Origin of the sequence: Saprospira grandis str. Lewin, assembly GCF_000250635.1 — a bacterium.
Classification (GTDB): Bacteria; Bacteroidota; Bacteroidia; order Chitinophagales; family Saprospiraceae; genus Saprospira; species Saprospira grandis.
Genome location: NC_016940.1, coordinates 2072300 through 2095640, shown reverse-complemented (window position 1 = coordinate 2095640; position 23341 = coordinate 2072300). Strand labels below are relative to the sequence as shown.

Genomic DNA, 23341 nt, shown 5'->3' with positions numbered 1-23341 from the left:
ATAGATTGTTTTAAGCTTATTGATGCTTTAGAAACAACAGCTAAATCAAATGGTTGTATTTGGGGCAGCGCTAGGCGGCTTGGCCGCCTTTGGCCGCAGGCCAAACTGGCCTAGCGATGCGGCGGGGTGGCCGAAGGCCAGACCGAGCAGGCGAAGCCTGCGAAGGGCCGAGCAGACCTGCGAGCCCCAAAGCGTAGCGCCGCAAGGCGAAGCCGCAGCGGAGGCCCCAAAAAAAACGTCTCTTCCCGAAATTGGAAAGAGACGTTTACCGTAAACATCAAGCTAATGATTTAGCCCAATTTACCAGCTTTAATATCGGCCACATAGCGTTTTACCTCCTTGCGAACCGTGGGCGCCAAAATGATCAGGCCGATCATATTGGGGAACACCATGGCAAAAATCATGGCATCGGAAAAACCGATCACCGAGCCAAGGCTGGCAGAAGCGCCAATGACAACAAAAATGCAAAATAGCACCTTATAGGTAAGGTCCATCGCCTTAGACTTACCAAAGAGGAACTTCCAGGCTTGCAGGCCATAATAAGACCAAGAGAGCATGGTAGAAAAGGCAAAAAGAGCCACCGCCAAAGTAAGTACATAGGGGAACCAAGGCAAGGCCGTAGCAAAGGCGTTAGAAGTCATACTCACCCCATCTATGCCATCTAGGTTTTCGTATTGGCCTGTAATGATAATGACCAAAGCGGTGATAGTACAAATAATCACAGTATCGATAAAAGGCTCGAGGAGAGCCACCACCCCTTCACTAGCGGGATAAGCTGTTTTTACGGCAGAGTGAGCAATTGCGGCAGAACCTACGCCAGCTTCATTAGAGAAAGCCGCTCGTTGGAAACCCGTAATGAGAACGCCAACAAAACCACCAAACATAGCGGGGGGATTGAGCGCCTCGTCGAAAATAAGGCCGAAAGCGGTAGGAATCTGGCCAGCATTCATTGCAATTACGATAATAGCGCTACCGACATAAAGGACCGCCATAAAAGGAACGATTGTTTCGGCCACTTTACCAATTCGCTTAATCCCACCAATGATCACGATTGCCACCAAAACGGCGGTAATCAGGCCAAAGATAAAGCCACCGGCACCGCCTTCAATGCCAAAAGTGCCCAAGACCTGAGAAGCCGCTTGGTTAGCCTGGAACATATTTCCGCCACCAAAAGAGCCGCCTACGCACATAATAGCGAAGAAAACGGCGAATACCTTTCCGAGGCCAGCAAGGCCCTTATCGGCTAGTCCTTTAGAGAGATAATACATAGGTCCGCCATGGATGGTCCCTTCGGCATCAATTTCTCTATATTTTACACCAAGCGTACATTCGGTAAACTTAGAAGCCATACCGAGCAAGCCCGCGACGATCATCCAGAGCGTAGCGCCTGGTCCACCCAAAGAAATGGCAATAGCCACCCCGGCGATATTTCCGAGCCCCACCGTAGCCGAAAGAGCGGCAGAAAGAGCTTGAAAAGGAGTTACCTCTCCATCTACAGACTCATCTTTGATGGTATCGGGGTTATCCTCATCCATATGATTTTCTGGGCTATAATACTTTCCTCTTACCGTGTTAATGGCCAAGCCAATGCGGGTAATATTGGGAAACTTAAAATAGACCGTAAAGAAGAGGGCCCCCAAGAGCAAAATCAAAAGCACAAAAGGCATATTGATACTACTAGCGACCAAAACGATAGGTTCTGTTTGTTGGGCGGCTAATTCTTTATTGGTCAATTTTAGGCTAAAATCAGCACCAGGATCATCTTCCATAACTTTGACCTTATAGGTTTCGCCAAAATTCATATTCTGGCTAATGCTATAGGTTTTGCCATTTTCCGTTAGCTGATAGCTCAGATTAAAGCTATTTTCATTGAGGTACTTGATGCTAAACTCGGTACCATCGGCTAGCTCGGTGGTCACCTCATAAGGCGACTGATCCATATAGCTGCGTTTGCGCTTAATTTGCTGAACGCCCTCTTTGCCTTCCTTTTTGGCGGCGGCAAACTTCTCTGCGGCTTTTTTTCCGCCTAGGGCCACAAAATACTGCTTACCTTCGGGCGACATCTCGATGAAGCCTCCGCCCCCTTCTGCCTTTTGGCTGTGGTAGCTGGTAGAATCTTCTACTTTGACAAAGTACTTGTACTTATTGCCATCCTCTCGCTCCTTTTGCGAGTAATAATCGTAGCGGTTTTTCACTTTAAAAGAGGCAAAAACGATGCTCTGAATAAAGTTGGAGGTAGGCGTAAAGCGCAGGTCAATTTGCTTATCTACGGGGTAGAAGGAGATGTCGGTATCTTCATCTACCAGCGTTTTTTGCATAGGCTGCGCAATACTCATCTGGGCCAAAAAGGCAAAGAGGAATAGTAAGGCGTATTTTCTCATACTCTTTAAGAATTTCGTTTTTTAACGGGCGGCCAAAAGAGGATGCCAGCCGTTGTTTATATAAAATTGAAAGGATAGCCTTTGGCCATCCTGAACTGTTGGGGATCCTTTCCCTAAATTTTGCTTTCTCTGCTTAAGATACTGCATTCTATGTTTGGAGCTGCTAGGCGATTGCCTTTTTTTATTTCTCGAGGGGCTCAAAAAGTACTATTTTGTTTAAAATTGACAAAAATGCACGCATATATTTTTAGTTTTTTCAGACAGATCGGCTTATTTCTTCTATGCCTGTCTCTTCCTTTTTTGCTCACTGCTCAAACTCAAACCGATTGGCTGGGGGATTGGAGCGGAACGCTAGAGGTGCAAGGCATGGAAATTCCGGTTGTTTTTCATATTCGCCTAGAAGCGGGGGAGTTAGCGCTCTTGATGGATAGCCCCAAGCAGGGGCAGTTTGATCTCAAATTTGATAAAATAGAGATTGATGGGCCTAAGCTCAAAGCGAGCTGGGCCTTGGCCAATATTGTTTATGAGGGTCAATGGTCAGCTGAAGGCATCAAAGGCCAATGGAAGCAAAACGGCCTTAGCCTTCCGCTGCAGTTTAAAAAGGTAGGGGCCGATGAGCTGCCGCAGGCACCCAAGCGCCCCCAAACGCCTCAACCGCCTTTTCCCTATATCGAGGAGCAACATTATGTCATTACGCCCAAAACGAATATCCGCTTGGAAGGGACGCTGACGCTTCCGCCCAATGCCACCGATAGCAGCCAGGTCCCGGCCATTTTGCTCATTTCGGGCAGTGGACCACAAGATCGAAATTCCGAGATTTTTGGCCATCAGCCTTTTGCCGTGATTGCTGACCATTTTAGCCGCCGTGGCTTTGCCGTTTTTCGCTACGATGAGCGAGGCACAGGAAAATCCGAAGGCCAATTTGCAGGCAGTACGACCCATGATTTGGCCCAAGATGCCGATGCTTGCCTGAAATACCTCAGCCAAGACCCCAGAATCAATAAGGAGCAGTTGGTCGTTATGGGCCATAGCGAAGGCGGCCTGATTGGCTTTATGCTTGGCGCCAAATGGGGCAAAAAACTAGGCGCGCTGGTCTCGCTAGCAGGGCCCGCCCTGCCTATCAAGGAGCTGATGTTGCAGCAAAATTACGATTTGGGCAAACAGGCCGGTATTGCCGAAAAAACCCTAGAAACGCAGCGCAATTTCTTGATCAGTTGCTATGCTAGGGCGGTCAAAAAAGACCGCAAAAGTGAGGATAAGTTTGTGGCTGATATTCTCGATATTTGGCGCGGTCTCCCCAAAAAAGAACGCCTGCAATTGGCCGAAATTGGCCTAGTAGAAACGGGCGTAAAACAACTGGGAAAGGCCCTCTATGCCCCTTGGTTTCGCAGTTTTCTACGCATAGACCCCAAAAAGTACCTCAAGCGCCTGCGCTGCCCTTTGCTGGCCCTCAATGGCGGCGAAGATATTCAGGTAGCAGGCCCCGAAAACCTCGAGCGCATCTCTCAATTGCTTTTACAAAAGGAAAAATACCCCACTGCGGTGGTTTTACTACCCCGCCTCAACCACCTTTTTCAGCATTGCGAGAGCTGCACAATTGCCGAGTACCAACTGCTGGAGGAAACCTTTGCCCCCGAGGTCCTAAAAGCCATGCAAGAATGGCTAGAAGAGCGTTTTGCCCCAGAAGATGAACACAAACATTAAAGATTTGGCCCTTTTATCTCCTTTGTTTTTGTCACGAACTTGTATTTTGGGGGCCCGCGGCCGGCTAGGCTTCGCCTAGCTCGGCCGCCGCTATGCTGCGGGGCTCGCAAGTCTGCTCGGCCCTTCGTTTTTTTTCGCTTTGCTCAAAAAAACTCGGTCTGGCCTTCGGCCACCCGCTCCGCAGCGCTGGGCCTTGGGGTCCCTCTCTGCTCTAAGTCCCCCCCTCTACCACTATTTTGAGACCTTAAACTTAATGGAACAATGAACTGGAAACAGCATGGGCCCAAATGGCTACTCTTTTTCCTTCTGTTTTTATTGGGCATGGCCCTTTCTTTTAAATCTATCCGCGAACCCGATTTGTGGTGGATGTACCGCACCGGAGAATGGATCTGGGAAAATGGAGCCGTGACTTATTCCGACCCTTTTTCCTATACCCAAGAGGGCCGAGACTGGATTAACGTCAAATGGCTGTTTGAGGTCATTATTGTCGCCTTCAAAAAGATGGGAGGGCCAGAAATGGTCTTTGTACTCCAAGCTCTAGTAAGTTTGGGCCTGATGTATTTTTCTGCCGCTTCGGCTCGCCTACTTGCGCCTAAGCGCAATGGATTAAGTATGGCTTGGGCCTTTGCTATCGGCTTGCCGATCTTGCTTTTTGGGCTGGATTTTCGCCTTATTGGTCGGCCCGAAATGAGCTCGCACCTTTTGGTGGCCGTTTATCTTTTCCTCTTTTTGCGCCAAAGCCAAAAAACAGCTCATAATGGCATCTTTTGGCTGATCCCTTTACAACTGCTTTGGACCAATTTGCATGAAGCCTTTGGTATCGGGATGGTCCTGATGTTTGCCGTTTTGGGCAGTAGTTGGGCCCAATACTTTTTAATGGGCAAAAAAACAGCCCTGCCCAAAAAACAAACCCTGGCCATCTTAGGCGCCCTACTAGTGATTCCAATCAACCCCAGAGGCATCAGTATGTGGGCCCACCCCTTCAATATTTTTGGGCAACTTCAGAATAACAAATATACCAGTGAGCTCAATTCTTATTTAGAGGCCAGCTACTGGATGAAAGAGGCCTATATCAATTTGTTTTTTCTGGGCGCTGCCCTGCTGTTTTTGGGCCTTTTGCTCTTTGGCTCCAAAGAGGGCCGGCCCAAACTTGGGCAGTTGCTCGGCTGGCCAAATTTGGTCTTGCCCGCCCTACTCTTTTACCTTAGCTTGACGGCCTACAGAAATATTCCTTTCTTCCTTTTGGCCTCTGCTCCTTTTCTTTTGGCCCTCTTGGAGCGCCTGCTCCGTCCTTTGGTCCAAAAAAGCTGGAAAATGGCCCTCAGTCTTGGGCTCGCTCTAAGTTTGGCTAGTTGTTATGGCCTAATCGTTTCTGGAAACTATCATAAATGGATAGAGAGCCGCGACCAATTTGGCTTGCAGGTCCTTAATAGCCATAACCCCATCAAAGCGGCCGAATTTATGGTCCAAGAAAACATCAATGGCCGCGGCTTTGCCGATTATCTGAGCTCTGCTTATTTGCTTTGGCGGCTACAGCCCGACTTCAAGACTTATATTGACCTTAGAGACCTCGATATTTTTCCGGCCGATTTTTTTGCCCAATACGAAAAGCTGCTGCAAAATCCCGCTCTCTTTGATGCCGAGGACCAAAAATACAATTTTGAGTATGTGGTCTTGCTCCGCCGCCCAATTGAGCAGATTCCCACTCTTTATGTGCATTTGCATGATAGTCCTAATTACGTTTTGGTCTATGCCGACCCCGTGGCCATGGTATATGTAAAGCGCCTGCCCAAATATGAGCAGCTCATTGCCGAAAAGGGCTTGACAAAGACCGCTAAAAAGGCTGTTTTTGAAGCTTGGGGGAGTTCTAGTTCTTCAGCGGTTCCTTTGGTCCTGAGCAAAATGCTTTACCCATTTTTTAAAAATGAGGAGAATCCCGAAGTCAATCAATGGGCCATTGGCGCTCATCTCTATTATGCTTTGAATGAGCAGGAATTGGCCCAAAAGGCCCTAGAAAAAGCCTTGCAACATCCAGATAAGGCTATGGCTTATAGCGTGCAGGGCCGTTTGGCCGCCCGCCAATATTTGGACCCCAAAAGTACAGCGGAGCAAAAGGCCCAGGCCTTTAAAACAGGAAAAGTAGCCTTTGAGCAAGCGCTAGCCCTAGCGCCCGAAAACTTGGAGTCGCTCTTTGGTTTGGGAGTACTTTTGGCCGAAGAGAAGCAGTATGCTGCGGCCATTCAGTATTTTCAGGCAGCCAAAAAGCTGGCCCCAGAAAATCCCGCTATTAGGGGCCGGTTGAATGCTTGTTATCAGGCTTTGGGGCAGTAAAAAAATGGCCCAAGCTCCCCCGAGGGATTCCTTAGGGAATCCCGCAGAGGGGAGGGTGGGCGGGTTAATCAGTAGGCATGAGGAGCGCAGCGACGAATACCATTTTTGCGGTTTTGCAGGCGGCGAAGCCGCCGCAGGCTGAGCTGCCAGAGCAGGGCCGCCAAAGGCGGCAGACCTAGCGGGCGAAGCCCGTGCAGGGCCGAGCAGACCTGCGAGCTGCGGAGGGAGCGACCCGCCCAAGAACTCATGAGGGTTTTAACCCTCATTTTATATAAGTTCGCAAAGCGATACCGCTTTGCGCTGGGTTTCAACCCGGCGGACGGGGCAGCCCCAAATAAAAACCTTAAGGAAAATCGTTGGGATCGGGATATTGCCAGATATAATCGGGCAAAAAAGCTTGTAGTGCAGCCGTAGAAATATAACTAGCCTGCTCTTTTTCTTGGGAAGCGGGCGGCAAAAAGCTAGGCGGCTCTAGACCCAACATTTTGGCCCGTTTGGGATAAAAATCTTGGGCAAAAGGGTGTTTAGGCGCAGCAACATTTAGCAAAGCAGGGCAATTTTCTTTGGCCAAAAGAGCCGATAAAATACCCAGGCAATCGCTGCGGTGAATCAAATTGAGGCGGCGAAAAGGCTGAGGAACCTCCTTTTTTCCCGCCAAAAAGCGGCCGGCCTTCCGTTGCCCGCCGATGAGTCCAGCAAAGCGCAAAATACTCAAATTGAGCTTAGCGCGATAAGGGGCCAGGGCCTTTTCTGCGGCCAAAACAGCCTGAGAACGAGCATGAGCTGGCTGGCAATCATTCGTCTCCAAAACAGCTCCTTTTTGAGGACCATAGACCCCAGTGCTAGAGACAAAAAATAGCGTTGCGCCGACCGGTATTCGCTCGGCCAAAAGGGCCATACTTTGGGCATAAGCCAGCGGACCCAGCGCCATAAAAGGTGTAGGCGGCATATTGACCATATAATAAGGCAGCTGCCAGATGGGATCCTCTGCAGCGGGAAGCGTTTTGGGTAGCTCCATACGAAAGGGCTTCAGGCCCAAAGCCTGAAGCCCTTCTAAATTGGCCAAAGAGCGGCTGCTGCCATAAACCTCCCAGCCTTCGGCCAAAAGTTTTTCGGCCAAGGGAGCCCCCAGCCAGCCGCAGCCCATAATGGCAATTTGTTTATTTTTCATCTTTTGAATTTATATTTCTTAGGCTATCTGCCCGAGCGCTATCGGCTAGGCGTTTTTCGGGATTCATCAGGCCTTCTAGATAGCGGAGATTTTCCAGTTCATTATAATCATTCTTCCAGGCGATTCCGGCACCAGCCTTAGCGGCGGCGGGGTCCACATCGCCTAAAACGGCTCTAAAGACAGAATCTTGGCGAATGGCATCAATAGAATCTTGGACCAAAGAGCGTTCTAGATAAGCCACCTTATTAAAGACATTTTCGAACTCTGCTCTAAAGATCTCGATACCGACCAATTCATTATCGGCAAAAATATGTTGTTCGACCAAAACGCCGGCCGTATCATAATAATTGATTTTACCTTCTTTTACGCCCTCATTATAGAGGATCGTATCTGTTTTTAGGCGGCCATTGGGGTGGAAATTCACCTCATAGCGGGCATAACCTTTTTGGCTATTGTAGAGCACCTTTCGTTTGAGCGAGCCATCGTCATAGCGTTCGATACGATACTCAATGGGCAGGCCTTTATTCCATTGGGCCTCTAGAATAAGGATACCGTCTTCATTCCATTCTCGCTGAAAGCCATCTCTTTTTTGGCCAATAAAGCTTTCTTCTGATCGCTGATAGATTGGGCGGCCAGAGCGGTCGCTCCAATAGCGAACCACATCATTGGTCGTATCGGTCAATAAGAATTGAACGCGAATGTCTTTGATAGAAGGAACAGCAACCACGGTATCGGCAACAAACTCCTGTTTGCCTGCTCCAAAAAGGTCACTAAAAATACAAGAACTACTAGCTAGGCTAATAGCTAAAATGGGCAGTAAGATATAAAAGGCTCTCATAGTGGATATTCTGAAGGAAAAAATCAGCTGTGGTAGTGCCTTATAAAGGTAAGTTTTTGCTTTTTAACTGCCAATTTTTTTCTGTCGAGTCCAAGAGAAAAGTAAAACGGCCCAAAAGCGTGCTTTTGGGCCGTTTTAGCTGGACCAGATTATAGCCAGCTAACTTTTTCGCTAATTGGCGTTCGGCTAGAGACCAACTCAAGTCCCTCGGGCTTACGGCCAATAAAAAGCAAACCATAGCAAGTTTCTCCTTCTGCCAACTGTAAAAACTCTCGGATTTCGGGACGAACCATAAAGCCTGGGCTGCCCCAATACATGCCGATCCCCATAGCTTCTCCAGCCAACCAAATGTTTTGAACCGCCATAGACATCGCCGCTAACTCCTCCCATTCGGGCAAGCTGGCTTTGGGGTCTCGCTGCATACAAATAGCCAGCATAAAGCTACTTTTTTGGGCCCGCTTACGAATCGTCCTTGGTTTTTTGGGCAATTGCTTTTCTGCAGGAACAGCAGCCTCATAGGCTGCCACCATGGCCTCGGCAAAATCTGTTTTTCGATCGCCCGCAGCTACCTTAAAGCGCCAGGGTTGCGTCAATTTATGATTGGGCGCATAATTGGCCATCTCCAACAGCTGCTCTAGCTCTTCTTTTGTCACTAACTCATCTGTAAATACTTCGGGATAAACGGAACGACGGTTTTTAATACTCTCTAAAACCGTTTGCTCTACTTTTATAGTGCTCATATTGTATTTTATTTAGATCTATTCTAAACAAATATAAGAGATTATCTTGGTCCTTAAAAAGGATTTTATCGCAAACTCTTCTTAATGGCCCAAAAAAAGCTCCCTGAGGGAGCTTTTTTTGTTTCTCTAGCGCCAAGGCCTAATAAGAAACGCCTAGGGCCTTGAGGGTTTCAAAGTCTAGTTGTCCTACAGGCAAGCCATTATCTTTTTGGAATTGGATCAGGGCCGTTTTGGTTTTGATTCCAAAAATATTGTCTGAGGGACCAGGATCATAGCCCTTTCTACGAAGAGCGGTTTGGATTTCCTGAATTTTCACCTCATCAATTTTATTTTGGCAAAGCACCTCTCTCCAATCAGAGTAACCGCCGGGAGTAACTAGGCGGCGGTTGGTCACCGTCTTAAACTCGCTGGGCACTTCCACTACTTTGGTCTGAGCGGGAGCGGTCATGAGTCGGCGCTTAATCGTTTTGTACTCTGCGGGCAACTCAATCACTCGAGTTTCTGGTGGTTTGACCATAATCGTTTTCTTGATGGTCACATACTCGGCAGGCACCTCAATTTCTTTGGTGGTAGGGCCTTCTACCATCACTGTTTTTTTCACGGTTTTATACTCGGCGGGAATCACCGTTTCTTTGGTGGTAGGGGGTGTTTTGAGCACCGTTTTGGTCAGGGTTTCGTACTCTGCGGGCACCTCGACCAAACACCAAACCATACAATCTTCAGGATTGGCCGACAAACAGTTTTTATCTCCTTTTCTGCGCACCCATTTGGTAGTGGCAGGGGCTACTTGAATTTGCTCGGTTACGGTTTCGTACTCCGCAGGCACTTCTTCCAGTTTCACCTCAGAAGGGCGAATTTCCACCTCTTCTTCAATCTGTTCATAACGAGCGGGAACAGGCTCTAGGCGAATGCTAGCGGCCTTCACTTCGACCTTTTCCTCTTGGCTTTCAAATACGGCCGGAATCACCTCAATTCGAGTAGAGGCAGCTTTAACCTCAACCCGCTCCTCTATTTCTTCAAAAGTGGCGGGCACAATTTCTATTCTTTGGGTGGCTTGCTTGACCAAAATTTCCTCCGTAATATTTTCATACTCATCCGGGATCAAACATTTGGCGTAGCATTTCCCCGGTTCGGCATCGGGCGGATAGTCTTGGGCCAATAAAAATTGCGGAAAGGCTAGCAGGGCAGCCCACAAAAAGTTGAGGTATAAAGATTTCATATAGTAGCGCTCGCTTAGATTTTAAATGAGTTTACAGTCTACAAAAATAAAAAAACTGTTAAGGCTCTACAATTTAAAATGATTTTGACCCAAAAAAAATACAAGCGCCGCTTTTTTCGCCACTTATTCGACCTTCAACTATTAAATATAAATATTTTTATAATGATAGGGGGTTGGGGCCTCCTGCCTGCGGCAGGCGCTACGTTTCGCAGCTCGCAGGTCTGCTCGGCCCTTCGCCGCTTTCAGCGGCTCGGTCTGGCCTGCGGCCACTGCTGCACATCGCTAGGCCGATAGTCCCGCGCTGCCCTAGGCTTCATTAATGAAGGCTTAGTATAAGCAATTGGTCTAGCGCTTAGGATAAGAAAGGTAATATTTCCGCAAGACCTTGGTGGGCAGTTCTAGTTCTGGCCAAGCCGAAAGCGGCAACAATTGCTTGGCTTTATTTTGGACCAAAATGGCTTTTTGCTTGGCCGTATAGGCCTGTAATTCTTGTTGGCCCTGATATAATAAAAAGGGGAGTTCTTCTTCTGTTATGGGGTATTTTTGGAGCAGCTCCTCTCCTATTTGGGCCAGTTGAGCGGGGGCAAAAGCTTGGTCTTGCAGCTCAATTTTAAACAACTGCCGATGGAGCAGGCCTTGGGCCAAAAAGGAGAGCACAAAATCATCATCTTGGGCAAAACACTTAATCGCCTGATAGATATCGCTATCATCTAACTGATTGAATTGGGCCAGGATGGGCTTGGGATTGGCCCAAAACTCCGCCTTAGTATATTTATGGTCCAAGAAAAACGCCAGGGCCGAAGAAATTCGCCAATTTTTCCCTGCTCCTTTGAGCTGTCTTGCCCGCTGCATCATCTTTAGGCATTGTTGGCTAGTGGAAATACTATTTTTGTGCAAATAGACCTGCCAATACATCAGGCGGCGGGCCATCAAAAAGCGCTCAATAGAATAAATGGCCTTTTGTTCTAAAACCAGTTGTTCATCGGCTACGGTTAGCAATTGGCAGAGGCGGTCATAGCTCACAATACCATCGGCTACGCCTGTATAAAAGCTATCTCTGTTGAGGTAATCCATGCGGTCCATATCCAGTTGGCCACTAACCAACTGCTGTAAAAATGGGCGTTTATATTCTCCCTTAAAAATGGCGATAGCCAAATCTAGGCGGCCTTGCATCTGCTCATTTAGCTCTTGCATTAGGGCCAAAGAAATCTCTTCATGGGCAATATCGAGCAGTTCGTACTCTAGGCTATGAGAAAAAGGGCCATGGCCCAAATCATGCAATAAAATAGCGGCAGAGCAGGCCTCCATTTCGGCCTCAGAAAGTGCTATGCCCTTGCGCTGCAAATGGCCCAGCGCTTTTCGCATCAAATAATAGGCGCCAAGGCAGTGGCTAAATCGGCTGTGGGTGGCGCCGGGATAAACATAATGCGCCCAGCCCAACTGCCCAATGCGGCGCAGTCGTTGATAAAAGGGATGCTCGACAAGCTCCAGCAGCAGGCCTTTAGGGAGCTCAATTAATCCATAAATGGGGTCATTAAATAACTTGGGGTAGGCTTTATTCGTCATTAGTTAAAAATTTAGTCTTACCTTAGATAGAGTAAGATAATCAAAGTTTGCTGCTTTTCTTGTCTTATCTTGGCCCAGCCTAAACAAGGGCATAGGCGAGTTGTTTAAGCAATTAATATTGGGCGGCCCAATGGCCTAGCGATGTGCAGCAGTGGCCGCAGGCCAGACCAAGCAGGCTTTGCCTGCGCAGGGCCGAGCGAACAGCGAGCTGCGGAACGTAGCGCCTGCCGAAGGCAGGAGGCCCCAAAACAGCAGCGAGCTGCGGAACGACAACAAGGACTTTAGTCCGCAGTTCGACGACCAACGGGAGTAACCGCCTGCCGAAGGCAGGAGGCCCCAAAAACAAAAAAAGAAATGATTAATTATAAAAGATATCAGCTAGCAAATGGCTTGCGTGTACTCTTGCAGGAAGACCCCAGCAGCCCCATGCTCACGCTTTGTATGAACTATGAAGTGGGTAGCAAAGATGAATTGCCTGGCCGCAGTGGCTTTGCGCATTTATTTGAGCATTTGATGTTTGCGGGTTCTCAGCATGCGCCCAATTTTGACCAATTAATACAATTGGCTGGGGGCGAAAACAACGCCTTTACCAACCAAGACATGACTGTTTTTTATGACATTTTGCCTTATCAGAACCTAGATTTGGGGCTTTGGTTGGAGGCGGACCGCATGCAAAACCTTTGTATAGAGCCGCAGCCTTTGCAGAAAGAAAAGCGGGTGGTGGTGGAAGAATTTAAGGAGAGTTGCCTGGAAGAGCCCTATGGAGATTTGTGGCATATTTTGGGGGATTTGGCCTTTAAGGAACATCCTTATAAGCGGCCCGTAATTGGGGAAAGTTTTGAGCATATTGAGGCTGCTTCTTTAGAAGAAGTGCGTGAATTTTATGTAAACTACTATTGTCCCAACAATGCCGTTTTATCGATTTCGGGCAAGATCAAGGCCGAAGAAGTACTGGAGCGGGTAGAACATTGGTTTGGGCATATTCCGAGAGGGGCCGTCAAGCGGCCAGCCTATGCGGCCGAGCCGCCGCAGCTAGTAGGGCGCAAAAAAGTGCATCGGGCCAATGTGACCGATGCGGCCCTCTACATGGCTTTTCCGGCGGCGGCTCGTTTAGAAACCGCCTATTATTTAGAAGACCTCTTATCAGATATATTGGGTTTGAGTGATTCTTCATTGCTGGTTCGGCAATTGGTCAAGCAGCAAAAGCTCTTTAGCGAGCTGGATGTATACATTACGGGCACGGTAGAGGCTGGACTATTTGTGATTGAGGGAAAATTGCAAGATGGGGTAGACATTGAGCAGGCCGAGCAGGCTGTTTGGGCTGCTTTAGAAGAATTTAAGGCCCAGCCCATTAGTGAGGAGCAGCTACAAAAGTTGCAAAACAACACTGAGCACAACCTCTTATTTGGGGAAATTCGGCCATTTCAGAAAGCCTTGAGTTTGGGCTACTATGAACTATTGGGGCAGGCCCAATTGATCAATGAAGAGGCCGATTATTATCAGCAAATTACAGCCAAGCAGCTACAGTTGCAGGCCCAATTCCTCTTTCAGCAAGAAAAGGCCTCTGTGCTTTACTACCTGCCTAAGGCTTAGGCTGCTATCGCTTTAACATAGCGAAAAGGGAAGCCCGAGGAGGGAAATTCTTTCAATCAAAAAAAATACTGTACCTTTGCAGGGTATTGAAAGCCAAAAAATGTTTAGGGGATACATTCCACCTCAGGCGGCTTTCACTATCTAAGTGCATATAAATCATCATTGCCTTATGAACGCTATATTATTATTGAGCTTCTTCGGTCCAGAAATGATCATCGTTTTAGTGGCCATTCTTCTTCTTTTCGGCGGTAAAAAAATTCCTGAACTCATGCGTGGGTTAGGGAGTGGCATCCGCGAGTTCAACGATGCTAAAAATAAAGTATCGAAAGAGCTAGAAGCTGGCATTAACGAAGAACCCAAGGAGAGCAAGAAGGAGTATGAAAAATCTTAAGTCGATTTTTTGCCTTACTCTTTAGATTTAAAATGGTAACTTTTGCAACAAATTGTTGTGGAAGTTACCATTTCCTATTTATGCTAGGGGCTTTTGGGCTTAAAATCAAGCCATTGCAGCTAATTTTTCAAAAAAAATGATAAATTAGACATGTTTTGGTCACCCTTCCCCATTTTCAAACGATTTAGTGAATTTTCACTAGGGCTTGCATAGGGCTTTTGCTCTTTTTTCTTTTTGCAAGTTTTTGTTCGATATCAATTTAAAATCTTATGAGACGGACTTTCTACCGCCTATTTATTTTTGCCTTTTTGTTCACTTTTGGACAAGGGCAATTGCAGGCTTCGCCAGACAAGGACCTCATTCCCAATAGTTTTCAAGAGGATGCTCCCTTTGTGGATAGTTTGAGCCGCTTGATGACCAATTTGCTCAATGACTTTCCGGAGTTTTCGGATACAGAATATAAGGATCGGCTCAAGGCGCTTTCTGGAGCGATTGACTACCGTTTAGATCCTTTGACCAAGGAGCGGATTTTGATTCGCACGGGAAAATACCGAAACAGCACGGAGGCCATTTTGGGTCGCAGTAAAATGTACTTTCCTATTTTTGAAGAGCATTTGGCTGCCCATGATGTCCCTCATCACCTAAAATACTTGGCGATTGTCGAGTCGCATCTTAACCCAACAGCTCGTTCGGTGGCTAGTGCGGTGGGGCTTTGGCAGTTTATTCCTAGCTCGGGTCGCATTTTCGATTTGCGCATCAATACTTATGTAGATGAGCGCAGCGACACGCATAAGGCCTCGGAAGCGGCGGCAAAATTGCTTCGTCGTTTGTACAATCGCTATGGCGATTGGGCTTTGGCCATGGCGGCCTATAACTGTGGCCCGGTCCGAGTAGACCGCGCAGTTAAGCGGGCGGGTAGCAAAAATTTCTGGGCAGCACGCAAGTATTTGCCAAGAGAGACCCAGCGCTATGTGCCTTTCTTTATGGCCATGGTTTATGTTGGAGAGTATTATCAGGAGCATCAGTTGATTCCGCAGCAGCTGTCTCAGGATTTGGTGCTTACAGACAGTTTGCATATTGAAGGCGGGCAGTCTTTGCGCAAATTGGCCGAGGAGTTAGACATTAGTCTAGATACCTTGAAGTTGCTCAATCCTTCTTATCGCCGCAACTATGTCCCCAAGGATAAGGATGCGCAAATTTTGGTTCTTCCGGCTCGTATTGTGGCCAAAGAAAGAGCCTATACTCGGGCTTTTAACCGCATTGTAGAGATGCAAAAAGAAAATCCCTTGAGAGCCGTTCGTCGCATTCAGTCGCCCCAGGACCTCAAGCGTTTGGCCAAGGCCTACCGCTGTTCTGTTGAGGATATTTTGTTTTGGAACGAATTGCCTGCTGATTATCAGCCTTATGCTGGCGATTTGATCGGTTTGAGAGAGCATAGGGTAAATGTAGAGTTGTTGGCCCGTAACAAAAAGCAGGTTTCTGGAATTTCTATTGCTGCCTTAAAGGTGGTGGGGCTCAATGAGAAGCAAGAGGCCAAAACCTCTTCGGTTTATTTGGGCACTAGTGAGCAGACGGAAGTGGCGGCTAAGGTGCCTCAGGCAGGAGCTGTAGCGGCCCGTCGCCGTTATACGAACATTGATGGCAAGACCGTTTTGCTAGAAGAAGAAACAATTAGAGCACAACCCAAGGCCGAGCAGAAGGTCGCTGTAGAACAGCGCCGCCAAGCTATTGAGCGTCCCGCTTTGCAGGACCGCAGTCGTGGCCGCCGCCTTAGAAGTTATGGTTTTGTGGGGGCTGCTGCTACCGAGCCACTAAATGATGAAAAAACAACGGCTAGCTCGGCGCCTATTACGGCCCAGCCAGCTATTAAAGTGGCTAAAGAAGAGATCTCTACGCCCAAGGAAGAGCTGCCTAAAACGCCTGAGGCTACAGCCAAGGGAGACAATAGCCAGTGGAATGAGGTAGAGCTACAAAGCACCAATGATATTTTGGACCAAAGCCGTAGCCGCGCCAGAGTTTTGCGCGTTCGTACTGCAGCTTCTGTTCCTCCAGCGGTGATGGAGCAAGAGTAGGTTCATCATGTTTTTGGGCCTCCCGCCTTCGGCGGGCGCTACGTTTCGCAGCTCGCTGTTCGCTCGGCCCTGCGCAAAAAAACAAGTTTTTTGCTGGGTCTGGCCTGACGGCCACTGCTGCACATCGCTAGGCCTGCGGCCCTAAAGGGCCTGTAGGAATGTAAATAGAAACGCCAGAGATCTAGATCTCTGGCGTTTTTTCTTTGGCCCAGCCGCCCCAAGAGATTCCTTAAGGAATCTCGCAGAGGGGTGGGTGGGCGGGTTATTTTAGCGAATGAGGAGCGCAGCGAGGAATACCGCTTTGGCGTCCTACAGGCCCGAAGGGCCGCAGGCCTAGGGGCCCGAAAAGGTGGCCGTCAGGCCAGACCAGAACAAGCCCTTTAGGGCGCAGTTCAACGACCAAAGGGAGTAACCGAAGGTGCGTAGCACCGAAGCGCAGGGCCGAGCAGGCTTGCGAGCCTTGTAGGGGCCCGGCCGCCGAAGGCGGCAGGCCCCAAAAAAAAGAACTAAACCGCTACATTATGCTCGCGAAGGGCATCATTGAGCGAGGTCTTTTTGTCGGTGCTCTCTTTGCGCTTGCCAATAATTAGGGCACAAGGCACCTGATAGCTGCCTGCGGGAAACTCCTTGGTATAGCTACCGGGAATCACGACAGAGCGGGCGGGCACTCGGCCCTTATAAGTGATCGGTTCTGGACCAGAAACATCAATAATTTTTGTGGATTGCGTAATGACTACATTAGCGCCCAAAACGGCTTCTTCTTCAATGTGCACCCCTTCTACCACAATAGAGCGAGAGCCAATAAAGCAATTGTCCTCAATAATCACGGGAGCGGCTTGTAGGGGCTCTAATACGCCACCAATGCCCACGCCACCGCTAAGGTGTACATTCTTGCCAATTTGGGCACAAGAACCCACCGTGGCCCAGGTATCGACCATACTGCCAGCATCCACATAAGCGCCAATATTGACATAGCTAGGCATCATAATGACCGAAGGGGCCAAAAAAGCGCCATGGCGAGCAATAGCATGCGGAACCACCCGAACGCCAAGTTCGGCATAATTGGTTTTGAGTGGAATTTTATCGTGAAACTCGAAAGGAGGCACTTCAATCGTCTCCATTTTTTGGATAGGGAAATAAAGCACCACGGCTTTTTTCACCCAAGTATTGACGGTCCAGCCATCTGCTGTAGGTTCAGCTACGCGCACAACGCCCTTATCGAGTAGGTCAATTACCTCACGAATGAGTTCTTGTGTTTTGGCTTCTTTGAGTAACTCTCTATTGTCCCAGGCGGCCTCAATAGCCTCTTGAAATACTTTCATAACTTATAATTGATTGTAATAATGATGGCTAAAATAGGGAAGTCTAAGGCAAAAAAAAATAGATGCCCTTGGAAGAAGGCATCTATTTTAAAATTTAGGCTATTGGAGATTACTCCTCATCGCCACCAAAGCTCATAGCTACTCCAACTTGGATTCCAAAGCTGCTAAAGTTGGTAGATGTTCTAAGTTGTTCGATAGGGTCACCTGCATTTCTATTTGCATTTGTATCCTGATCAATTTCATCTACGAAGTTAATTTCGGTATAAGGATCTGGTCTTAGATCGATGACATCAATAATAGTCCCTGTAGACATATCAGGCTGCATAAGTTCTACGATCTCTGCTTCTTTAGCCCGAATACGTAGGCCCGTGTAGCGGAGTTCGGCAAAGATGCGCACCTTATCGTTGGGTACTTTGAAGTAAACACCGGCAAAAGCTTCATAACCTAGGGTAAACTGTCCTTTAGTCTCTACTTTTTGAGTAGCAGTACCACTAATTCCGGTATACACATCTTCTGTATTAGAATATGTAGTTCCTGTAACAGGAATAACAAGGCCCAAACCACCATAAGGTTGTACCATGCCTTCATTATTTCCACGAACAGTAAAATTGGGCGATAGGCGCAATTGGCGGGTATAAACTTCAGTCATTGAAGTTTGCGAAGGGTCAGTATACTCATCTCTGGTTACCGTGCTTCCAAATAGATAATCCACCCCTAAACCAAAGCCAAAATTTTGGCTAAAGTTATAGCCTAGATCTAGATTAACATCAAAGCCACCACCATAGGTGCCATAAATATTTTCTTCTGTAAAATCACCATTAGCATCTTCTACATAAGTAGTTCCCAATTGGTCTGTAGTTGCTCCCATACCGTAGCCTACGCCCAAGCGAGCATAGGGACCAGTTTGTGCCTTAAGGCCAAATCCTGCGAGCAAGAACAAGCTCAAGAAGCTAAAAAGTGCAGTGCGCTTCATCATAATAAAATCAGTTTAGATTGTTTGAAAAAGGCCCCAAATAAATTTGGGGCCATAAGCTGATAGCAGCTAGGCTGCTAATTTTTCTGTTTTCGTTTTCTGACTTTAGCGGCTTTGGGCCTTGAAACGCCATAGCTGCCTAAGTAGAATTTGCCTTTTTTGGTTTTTCTGTCTCCTTTTCCCATAATCGGTAGATTTTGATGAAGGTGAAAGAGGTCCAAGATGGGCCAGATGCAGGATTTTTCCCTTTACTTTAATTAGTGGTTGAAGACCAATCTTAGACCAGATGAAATCGTGTATCGTTTCCAAATATAAGCGCTTAGCGACTAAATTGCTAAAATAGTTTACACTTTTTTTATGCGAGAAATAACTTTATTTCAAAATTATGCTTGGCATTTGGGCCAAAAAAAAGCCGTTTGGCTAATTCCAAACGGCTTTTACAGTTGAGCTATTCTTCTAGAGATCAATCTTAATATCTAGGATTTCCACCTGCATAATGCCGGCGGGGGTTTGTATATCGGCTACTTCACCGACGGCTTTGCCCAAAAGGCCTTTGCCAATAGGAGAGTTAACAGATATTTTCTTGGCCTTAAGGTCGGCTTCTGACTCAGAGACCAGGGTATAGCTCATGGTCTTTTTGGTCTTGAGGTTTTTCATTTTCACGGTAGAAAGCACCACCACCTTAGAGGCATCCAAATCGGCTCCATCAACAATGCGGGCATTGGCCATAACGGCCTCCATTTGGTTAATTTTGAGCTCTAATAAGCCTTGTGCTTCCTTGGCCGCATCATATTCGGCATTTTCAGAAAGGTCGCCCTTTTCGCGAGCCTCAGCAATTTGCTGAGCCACCTTTTGGCGTTCTACGGTTTTGAGTTCTTCCAACTCTTTTTTCAGCTTATTATAGCCCTCGCGGGTCATATAAGAAATTTGCTTAGACATATTTTTTCAATTTTTAGCTGTTCGGCTATTGGGCCAAGCAGTAAATTCCGTTTGTTTTTGACAGAAAAATAAAGGACGTTCCTCTAGATCAAGAAACGGCCTCCGCATCAATTATGTAGTTTATCTACTACATAAAATAAGTAAAGAACGCCCAACTCCATTGAGTTGACCGTTCCTACTGTTGTCTGCTAACAAATATAGCAGTTTTATTTTGCTCTTGCAAGTTTTTAAAGCCTTAGTCCTTATCCACGACAATAGAGTTTGGGTTCTTCAGAACTTAATGCTTTGGGGCCTCCGCCTCGCTGCGCTCCTCGGCGTTACGTTGCGGGGCTCGCAGGTCTGCTCGGCCCTTCAGCCGCCAAGGGCGGCTTTGGTCTGGCCCTACGGGCCACCCCTTCACATCACTAGGCCTGCGGCCCTGACGGGCCTGTACACTCCAAAAGAAAAAGCCCCTAAGCCAATGCTGGCCTAGAGACTTTTTACAAACTATATAAGTGGAAAAGCCTAAGCTTTTTCTTCTTCGTTTTCTAGTTCATCTAGTTCGTCACCAGTGCTGCTTTCAGCATCTTCTGCGCCTTCAGCATAATCAGAAACGTACTCGGTATATTTCAATGAGCTAGCATCTTTAGTTGTATCTACTACAATAGGAGACGCAATAAACATAGAAGAGTAAGTACCGACAATTACACCAATCAACAAGGCAAAAGCAAAACCACTGATGCCATCACCACCAAAGAAGAACAAGATGGCCACTACAAAAAATGTAGTCAATGAGGTAATTGAAGTACGGCTTACTGTACTCTGAATTGCTTGGTTAACGATATCCTTAATTCCTTTGCTTTCCCCCTCATTCGTTGCAGTTTCCCGAATACGGTCAAATACAATTACGGTATCGTTAATCGAGTAACCGATGATGGTCAAAATAGCAGCAATAAAGGCTTGGTCGATCTCCATAGAGAAAGGCATAATACCTTTGAACAAAGAGAAGATACCCAAAACCAAAAGTACATCATGGAATAGGGCCGCAATAGCACCTACAGAGAACTGCCATCTGCGGAAGCGGATAAAGATGTAACTAAAGATAAAGAGCAAAGAAAGCAATGAAGCCCAGAAAGCAGACTGACGAATATCATCTGCAATAGTAGGACCTACTTTAGAAGAGGCCGTCAAGTACAAGCCAGCTTCTGTTACATTAGGTGCTTTACCTGCGGCAAAAGCCTCATAAGCTACATCGGCAGAAGAATAGGCTTTACAAGCTTGGTGAAGCTTAGTCAATACTTCAGCATCTGCTTCTCGCCCTTCTTTTTCCTGCATGAAAGAAGTAGTAATTTTCACTTGGTTGCCTTGGTTAAAGGTCTTTACTACATTCTTATCATAGCCATCAAATGCTTTAACTAGCTCCTCCTTCAATTGAGAGACCTCTACTTGCTGAGGGAACTCTACGGTATAAGAGCGACCACCTTGGAAGTCTACACCCAACTCAAAACCTTGAGTAGCCATAGAAGCAATACCAGCAATCAACAAAAGGCCAGAAACAGCATAAGCAATTTTACGCTTGCCAATAAAGTCAAAGCTTACATTGGCCAAAACATTCTTGGTGCTTCCGGTCCAAATAGATACCTCTTTGTTATTGACCAAGTAACGGTCAAACAACAAGCGGCCAAACAATACCGCAGTAAATACCGAACAAGCTACACCAATCATCAATACCGTAGCAAAACCTTTGATTGGACCTAAACCATATTGGAAGAGGATAAGGGCCGTAACAAATGAAGTAACGTTGGCATCAATAATTGCTGAATAAGAGTGTTGGAAACCCGAAAGGATAGCTTCTTTCCAGTGCTGCCCAGCTCGCAATTCTTCTCGAATACGCTCAAAGATAATTACGTTGGCATCCACAGCCATACCAATGGTCAATACAATACCAGCAATACCAGGTAGCGTCAGTACAGTACCAAAAGAGGCCAAACAACCCAAGATAAAGAAGATGTTGAGGAAGAGGGCCAATACAGCTAGAATACCCGCCTTAGCATAGTAAACCAACATAAAGATAAGCACCAACAAGAATCCAATCACTAGGGCAAAAAGACCTGCATTTACCGTAGCCTGTCCTAAGCTAGGACCAACGATAGCTTCTTCAATAATTTCAGGTGTAGCAGGCAACTTACCAATACTTAGAATATTGGCCAAGTCACTAGCATCTGTAGCCGAGAAGTCTCCAGAGATACTTGTGCTACCATTAGGGATAGCCTCATTTACACGAGGGTAAGAATATACTTTGTTGTCTAGGGTTACCGCTACGCAGAAGCCAACGTTTTCTTCCGTCATTTTCTTCCACTTACGCGCCCCTTCATTGTCCATGTCTAGAGAAACAGCATAACCTGCACCAGAAGGATTCTGAGTAGCACGAGAAGAAACTACCCGCTCACCTGATAGTGTTGCCTCATCTTGGCCACGAGTGCGCAAGGCAAACAACTGAACCAAACGGCCACCATCTTCTGATTTCTGTACTTTAGAATCCCAAGCGAAACGAACATCTTTAGGCAAGATGCGCTGCGCTTCTGCAGAACGGAGCATGTCCATCACTTCTGCAGTATCTTTTACCTGAGTATAGCCTACATAAGGGTCTTTTTCTGTCTGAGGAGGAGCAAAGCCCATAACCTTAAACAAAGGACCAGGATTAGTAGAATCTGTTACGGCAGTAGCGGCAAAGCTAGCATTGACAGAGTCAATTTTAGCCTGCTTAACCGCCTCATCTAGGCTAGTGTCGGCCTTTACTTCTTCAATATAAGCCAAGGCTGCCGAATCAGGCTGAGGAGCAGCTGTACCTACAGCAGGCTCGCTCTTATCGTATTTGCTGCCTTTTAGGGCCTCATTGAGGTTGACCAAAGGACCAGCAGTTTGTTGGCCCAAAAGCTCAACAGCAGTGTACATTTCCCAGAATTCTAGACTAGCCGTAGCTTGCAAGAACTCACGAGCCCGCTTAGGACTGCGCACACCAGGCAATTCAACAGTAATACGGTCAGTAGACTTATCTAGTGAAACCACAGGTTGGGCCACACCAAACTTATCAATACGCTGCTTCAATAGATTGAAGGTGCGCTCTACCGTTTTAGAAGCCTCCAAACGGATGGCCGTCAATACTTCCTCATTCGTTGAGTTGATATTGATGCCCTCCAGTTTTTCGGTAGTTCCAAAGAAGCGCGCCAAAGGCTTGTCGCTCACTTTGGCATATTCTTGACCAAACAAGGTTACAAAATCTACCTGAGCGGTAGACTGTGCAGCTTTGGCGTTGGCCAATGCCTTCTGAAAGTTCTCATCAGAAGTTTTGTTGGCCAAGGTCTTAATCAACTCTTGCAAATCTACTTGAAGGACAACACTCATACCGCCTTTCAAGTCCAAACCCAAAGCCAACTGGCTGCGCTTGAGCTCTTGATAAGAGTATGATTTGAATCCTAGATTCAAGACGGGCTCCTCAGAAATAGAATCGAGGAAGTACTGTTGGGCCATATCGTATTGTACAGCCTTAAGTTCTTGGTCCTGAATGCTATCCGTTGCCGCTTTAGCAAATTCGCTTGCACTGCGCTCGATACCGCTGGTCGGAATCATCAAAAAGAAGATGTACGAAATGACCAGGACTAACGCAATCGTAAAGAACTTTACGAAACTTTTCCCTTGCATGGTTTTAGCGTAATTCAATAGGTTTTAGAAACTAAAGTAAGCTGTCTGTTTGGCCAATATTTGGCCCGATCATGGGGCTCTGATTTAGTTTCTCAATATAGTTTGTATAAAAAAACATATAGGCGCAGTGCGCCTATTTTGGCTTGCAAATATAGAACTTTTTGCGTGGGATAAAAAAATTATTCTAAGTTAAAAGCATTTCAGCAAATTACTAACTAAGCTGCTCATTTAAAAACAACTGGGGCCACTAAGCCCCTGATGGTCTAAAGGAATAAGAGGCGCGAAGCGCCTGGCCGTAGGCCAAACGGCCTAGCGATGCGGCGGGGTGGCCCGAAGGGCCAGACCAAAGCCCGAAGGGCTGCAGGGCCGAGCAGACCTGCGAGCCCCAAAGCGTAGCGCCTGCCGAAGGCAGGAGGCCCC

At 47.1% G+C, this 23341-nt stretch carries 16 protein-coding genes; 5 read left to right on the top strand and 11 right to left on the bottom strand.

What is annotated here, in order from left to right:
- Nucleotides 1–290: 290 nt before the first annotated feature.
- The gene (locus SGRA_RS09395; RefSeq protein ID WP_015692428.1) at nucleotides 291–2381 is read right to left on the bottom strand and encodes an alanine/glycine:cation symporter family protein; all 2091 of its coding nucleotides are present in this window, start codon (nucleotides 2379–2381) and stop codon (nucleotides 291–293) included.
- 231 nt (nucleotides 2382–2612) lie between these two features.
- Between SGRA_RS09395 and SGRA_RS09390 the strand changes: the two genes are divergently transcribed.
- On the top strand, nucleotides 2613–4085 hold the full coding sequence (locus tag SGRA_RS09390) for an alpha/beta hydrolase family protein (RefSeq protein WP_041329891.1): 1473 nt from the start codon (nucleotides 2613–2615) through the stop codon (nucleotides 4083–4085).
- 261 nt (nucleotides 4086–4346) lie between these two features.
- The gene (locus SGRA_RS09385; protein WP_015692426.1) at nucleotides 4347–6416 is read left to right on the top strand and encodes a tetratricopeptide repeat protein; all 2070 of its coding nucleotides are present in this window, start codon (nucleotides 4347–4349) and stop codon (nucleotides 6414–6416) included.
- 343 nt (nucleotides 6417–6759) lie between these two features.
- On the opposite strand, the gene SGRA_RS09375 is transcribed toward SGRA_RS09385, so the two are convergent.
- From SGRA_RS09375 to SGRA_RS09350, 5 genes are all read right to left on the bottom strand, one after another.
- Nucleotides 6760–7587, bottom strand: coding sequence for a Rossmann-fold NAD(P)-binding domain-containing protein (locus SGRA_RS09375; protein ID WP_015692424.1), 828 nt, complete (start codon nucleotides 7585–7587; stop codon nucleotides 6760–6762).
- Nucleotides 7577–8425, bottom strand: a complete 849-nt coding sequence (locus SGRA_RS09370) for a toxin-antitoxin system YwqK family antitoxin (protein ID WP_015692423.1) — start codon at nucleotides 8423–8425, stop codon at nucleotides 7577–7579. Before SGRA_RS09370 ends, SGRA_RS09375 begins: the two co-directional genes overlap by 11 nt.
- Before the next feature lie 149 nt (nucleotides 8426–8574).
- Nucleotides 8575–9165 (bottom strand): nitroreductase family protein, encoded by a 591-nt coding sequence (locus SGRA_RS09365; RefSeq protein ID WP_015692421.1) that lies wholly within the window; start codon nucleotides 9163–9165, stop codon nucleotides 8575–8577.
- A gap of 139 nt (nucleotides 9166–9304) precedes the next feature.
- On the bottom strand, nucleotides 9305–10384 hold the full coding sequence (locus SGRA_RS09360) for a peptidoglycan-binding domain-containing protein (protein WP_015692420.1): 1080 nt from the start codon (nucleotides 10382–10384) through the stop codon (nucleotides 9305–9307).
- Between the two features lie 345 nt (nucleotides 10385–10729).
- Nucleotides 10730–11950, bottom strand: a complete 1221-nt coding sequence (locus SGRA_RS09350; protein ID WP_015692418.1) for an HD domain-containing protein — start codon at nucleotides 11948–11950, stop codon at nucleotides 10730–10732.
- Between the two features lie 354 nt (nucleotides 11951–12304).
- Between SGRA_RS09350 and SGRA_RS09345 the strand changes: the two genes are divergently transcribed.
- The 3 genes from SGRA_RS09345 to SGRA_RS09335 all read left to right on the top strand — a co-directional run bounded on the left by SGRA_RS09345 (nucleotide 12305) and on the right by SGRA_RS09335 (nucleotide 16006).
- Nucleotides 12305–13543 carry a M16 family metallopeptidase gene (locus SGRA_RS09345; protein ID WP_015692417.1) on the top strand — a complete coding sequence of 413 codons (1239 nt, stop codon included), beginning with the start codon at nucleotides 12305–12307 and terminating at the stop codon, nucleotides 13541–13543.
- Nucleotides 13544–13712: 169 nt separating this feature from the next.
- Nucleotides 13713–13934 (top strand): Sec-independent protein translocase subunit TatA/TatB, encoded by a 222-nt coding sequence (locus tag SGRA_RS09340; RefSeq protein ID WP_002658690.1) that lies wholly within the window; start codon nucleotides 13713–13715, stop codon nucleotides 13932–13934.
- A 269-nt stretch (nucleotides 13935–14203) separates the two neighbouring features.
- Nucleotides 14204–16006 (top strand): lytic transglycosylase domain-containing protein, encoded by a 1803-nt coding sequence (locus SGRA_RS09335; protein WP_015692416.1) that lies wholly within the window; start codon nucleotides 14204–14206, stop codon nucleotides 16004–16006.
- Between the two features lie 506 nt (nucleotides 16007–16512).
- Here SGRA_RS09335 and SGRA_RS09330 read toward each other — a convergent pair.
- From SGRA_RS09330 to secDF, 5 genes are all read right to left on the bottom strand, one after another.
- Complete coding sequence (locus SGRA_RS09330) at nucleotides 16513–17328, bottom strand: 2,3,4,5-tetrahydropyridine-2,6-dicarboxylate N-succinyltransferase (RefSeq protein WP_015692415.1); 816 nt, start codon at nucleotides 17326–17328, stop codon at nucleotides 16513–16515.
- A gap of 109 nt (nucleotides 17329–17437) precedes the next feature.
- Nucleotides 17438–18304, bottom strand: coding sequence for an outer membrane beta-barrel protein (locus SGRA_RS09325; protein WP_148268316.1), 867 nt, complete (start codon nucleotides 18302–18304; stop codon nucleotides 17438–17440).
- A 74-nt stretch (nucleotides 18305–18378) separates the two neighbouring features.
- Entirely contained in the window at nucleotides 18379–18486 is a 108-nt protein-coding gene (locus tag SGRA_RS20165; RefSeq protein WP_015692413.1) for a 30S ribosomal protein THX, read from the bottom strand.
- Nucleotides 18487–18757: 271 nt separating this feature from the next.
- The gene (greA, locus tag SGRA_RS09320) at nucleotides 18758–19240 is read right to left on the bottom strand and encodes a transcription elongation factor GreA (protein WP_015692412.1); all 483 of its coding nucleotides are present in this window, start codon (nucleotides 19238–19240) and stop codon (nucleotides 18758–18760) included.
- A gap of 504 nt (nucleotides 19241–19744) precedes the next feature.
- Nucleotides 19745–22939 carry a protein translocase subunit SecDF gene (gene secDF / locus SGRA_RS09310; protein ID WP_245538669.1) on the bottom strand — a complete coding sequence of 1065 codons (3195 nt, stop codon included), beginning with the start codon at nucleotides 22937–22939 and terminating at the stop codon, nucleotides 19745–19747.
- Between the last annotated feature and the right edge of the window lie 402 nt (nucleotides 22940–23341).

Coding starts and splice junctions, on each gene's coding strand:
- SGRA_RS09395 (WP_015692428.1), bottom strand. CDS start 2,381: ATGAGAAAATACGCCTTACTATTCCTCTTTGCCTTTTTGGCCCAGATG.
- SGRA_RS09390 (WP_041329891.1), top strand. CDS start 2,613: ATGCACGCATATATTTTTAGTTTTTTCAGACAGATCGGCTTATTTCTT.
- SGRA_RS09385 (WP_015692426.1), top strand. CDS start 4,347: ATGAACTGGAAACAGCATGGGCCCAAATGGCTACTCTTTTTCCTTCTG.
- SGRA_RS09375 (WP_015692424.1), bottom strand. CDS start 7,587: ATGAAAAATAAACAAATTGCCATTATGGGCTGCGGCTGGCTGGGGGCT.
- SGRA_RS09370 (WP_015692423.1), bottom strand. CDS start 8,425: ATGAGAGCCTTTTATATCTTACTGCCCATTTTAGCTATTAGCCTAGCT.
- SGRA_RS09365 (WP_015692421.1), bottom strand. CDS start 9,165: ATGAGCACTATAAAAGTAGAGCAAACGGTTTTAGAGAGTATTAAAAAC.
- SGRA_RS09360 (WP_015692420.1), bottom strand. CDS start 10,384: ATGAAATCTTTATACCTCAACTTTTTGTGGGCTGCCCTGCTAGCCTTT.
- SGRA_RS09350 (WP_015692418.1), bottom strand. CDS start 11,950: ATGACGAATAAAGCCTACCCCAAGTTATTTAATGACCCCATTTATGGA.
- SGRA_RS09345 (WP_015692417.1), top strand. CDS start 12,305: ATGATTAATTATAAAAGATATCAGCTAGCAAATGGCTTGCGTGTACTC.
- SGRA_RS09340 (WP_002658690.1), top strand. CDS start 13,713: ATGAACGCTATATTATTATTGAGCTTCTTCGGTCCAGAAATGATCATC.
- SGRA_RS09335 (WP_015692416.1), top strand. CDS start 14,204: ATGAGACGGACTTTCTACCGCCTATTTATTTTTGCCTTTTTGTTCACT.
- SGRA_RS09330 (WP_015692415.1), bottom strand. CDS start 17,328: ATGAAAGTATTTCAAGAGGCTATTGAGGCCGCCTGGGACAATAGAGAG.
- SGRA_RS09325 (WP_148268316.1), bottom strand. CDS start 18,304: ATGATGAAGCGCACTGCACTTTTTAGCTTCTTGAGCTTGTTCTTGCTC.
- SGRA_RS20165 (WP_015692413.1), bottom strand. CDS start 18,486: ATGGGAAAAGGAGACAGAAAAACCAAAAAAGGCAAATTCTACTTAGGC.
- greA (WP_015692412.1), bottom strand. CDS start 19,240: ATGTCTAAGCAAATTTCTTATATGACCCGCGAGGGCTATAATAAGCTG.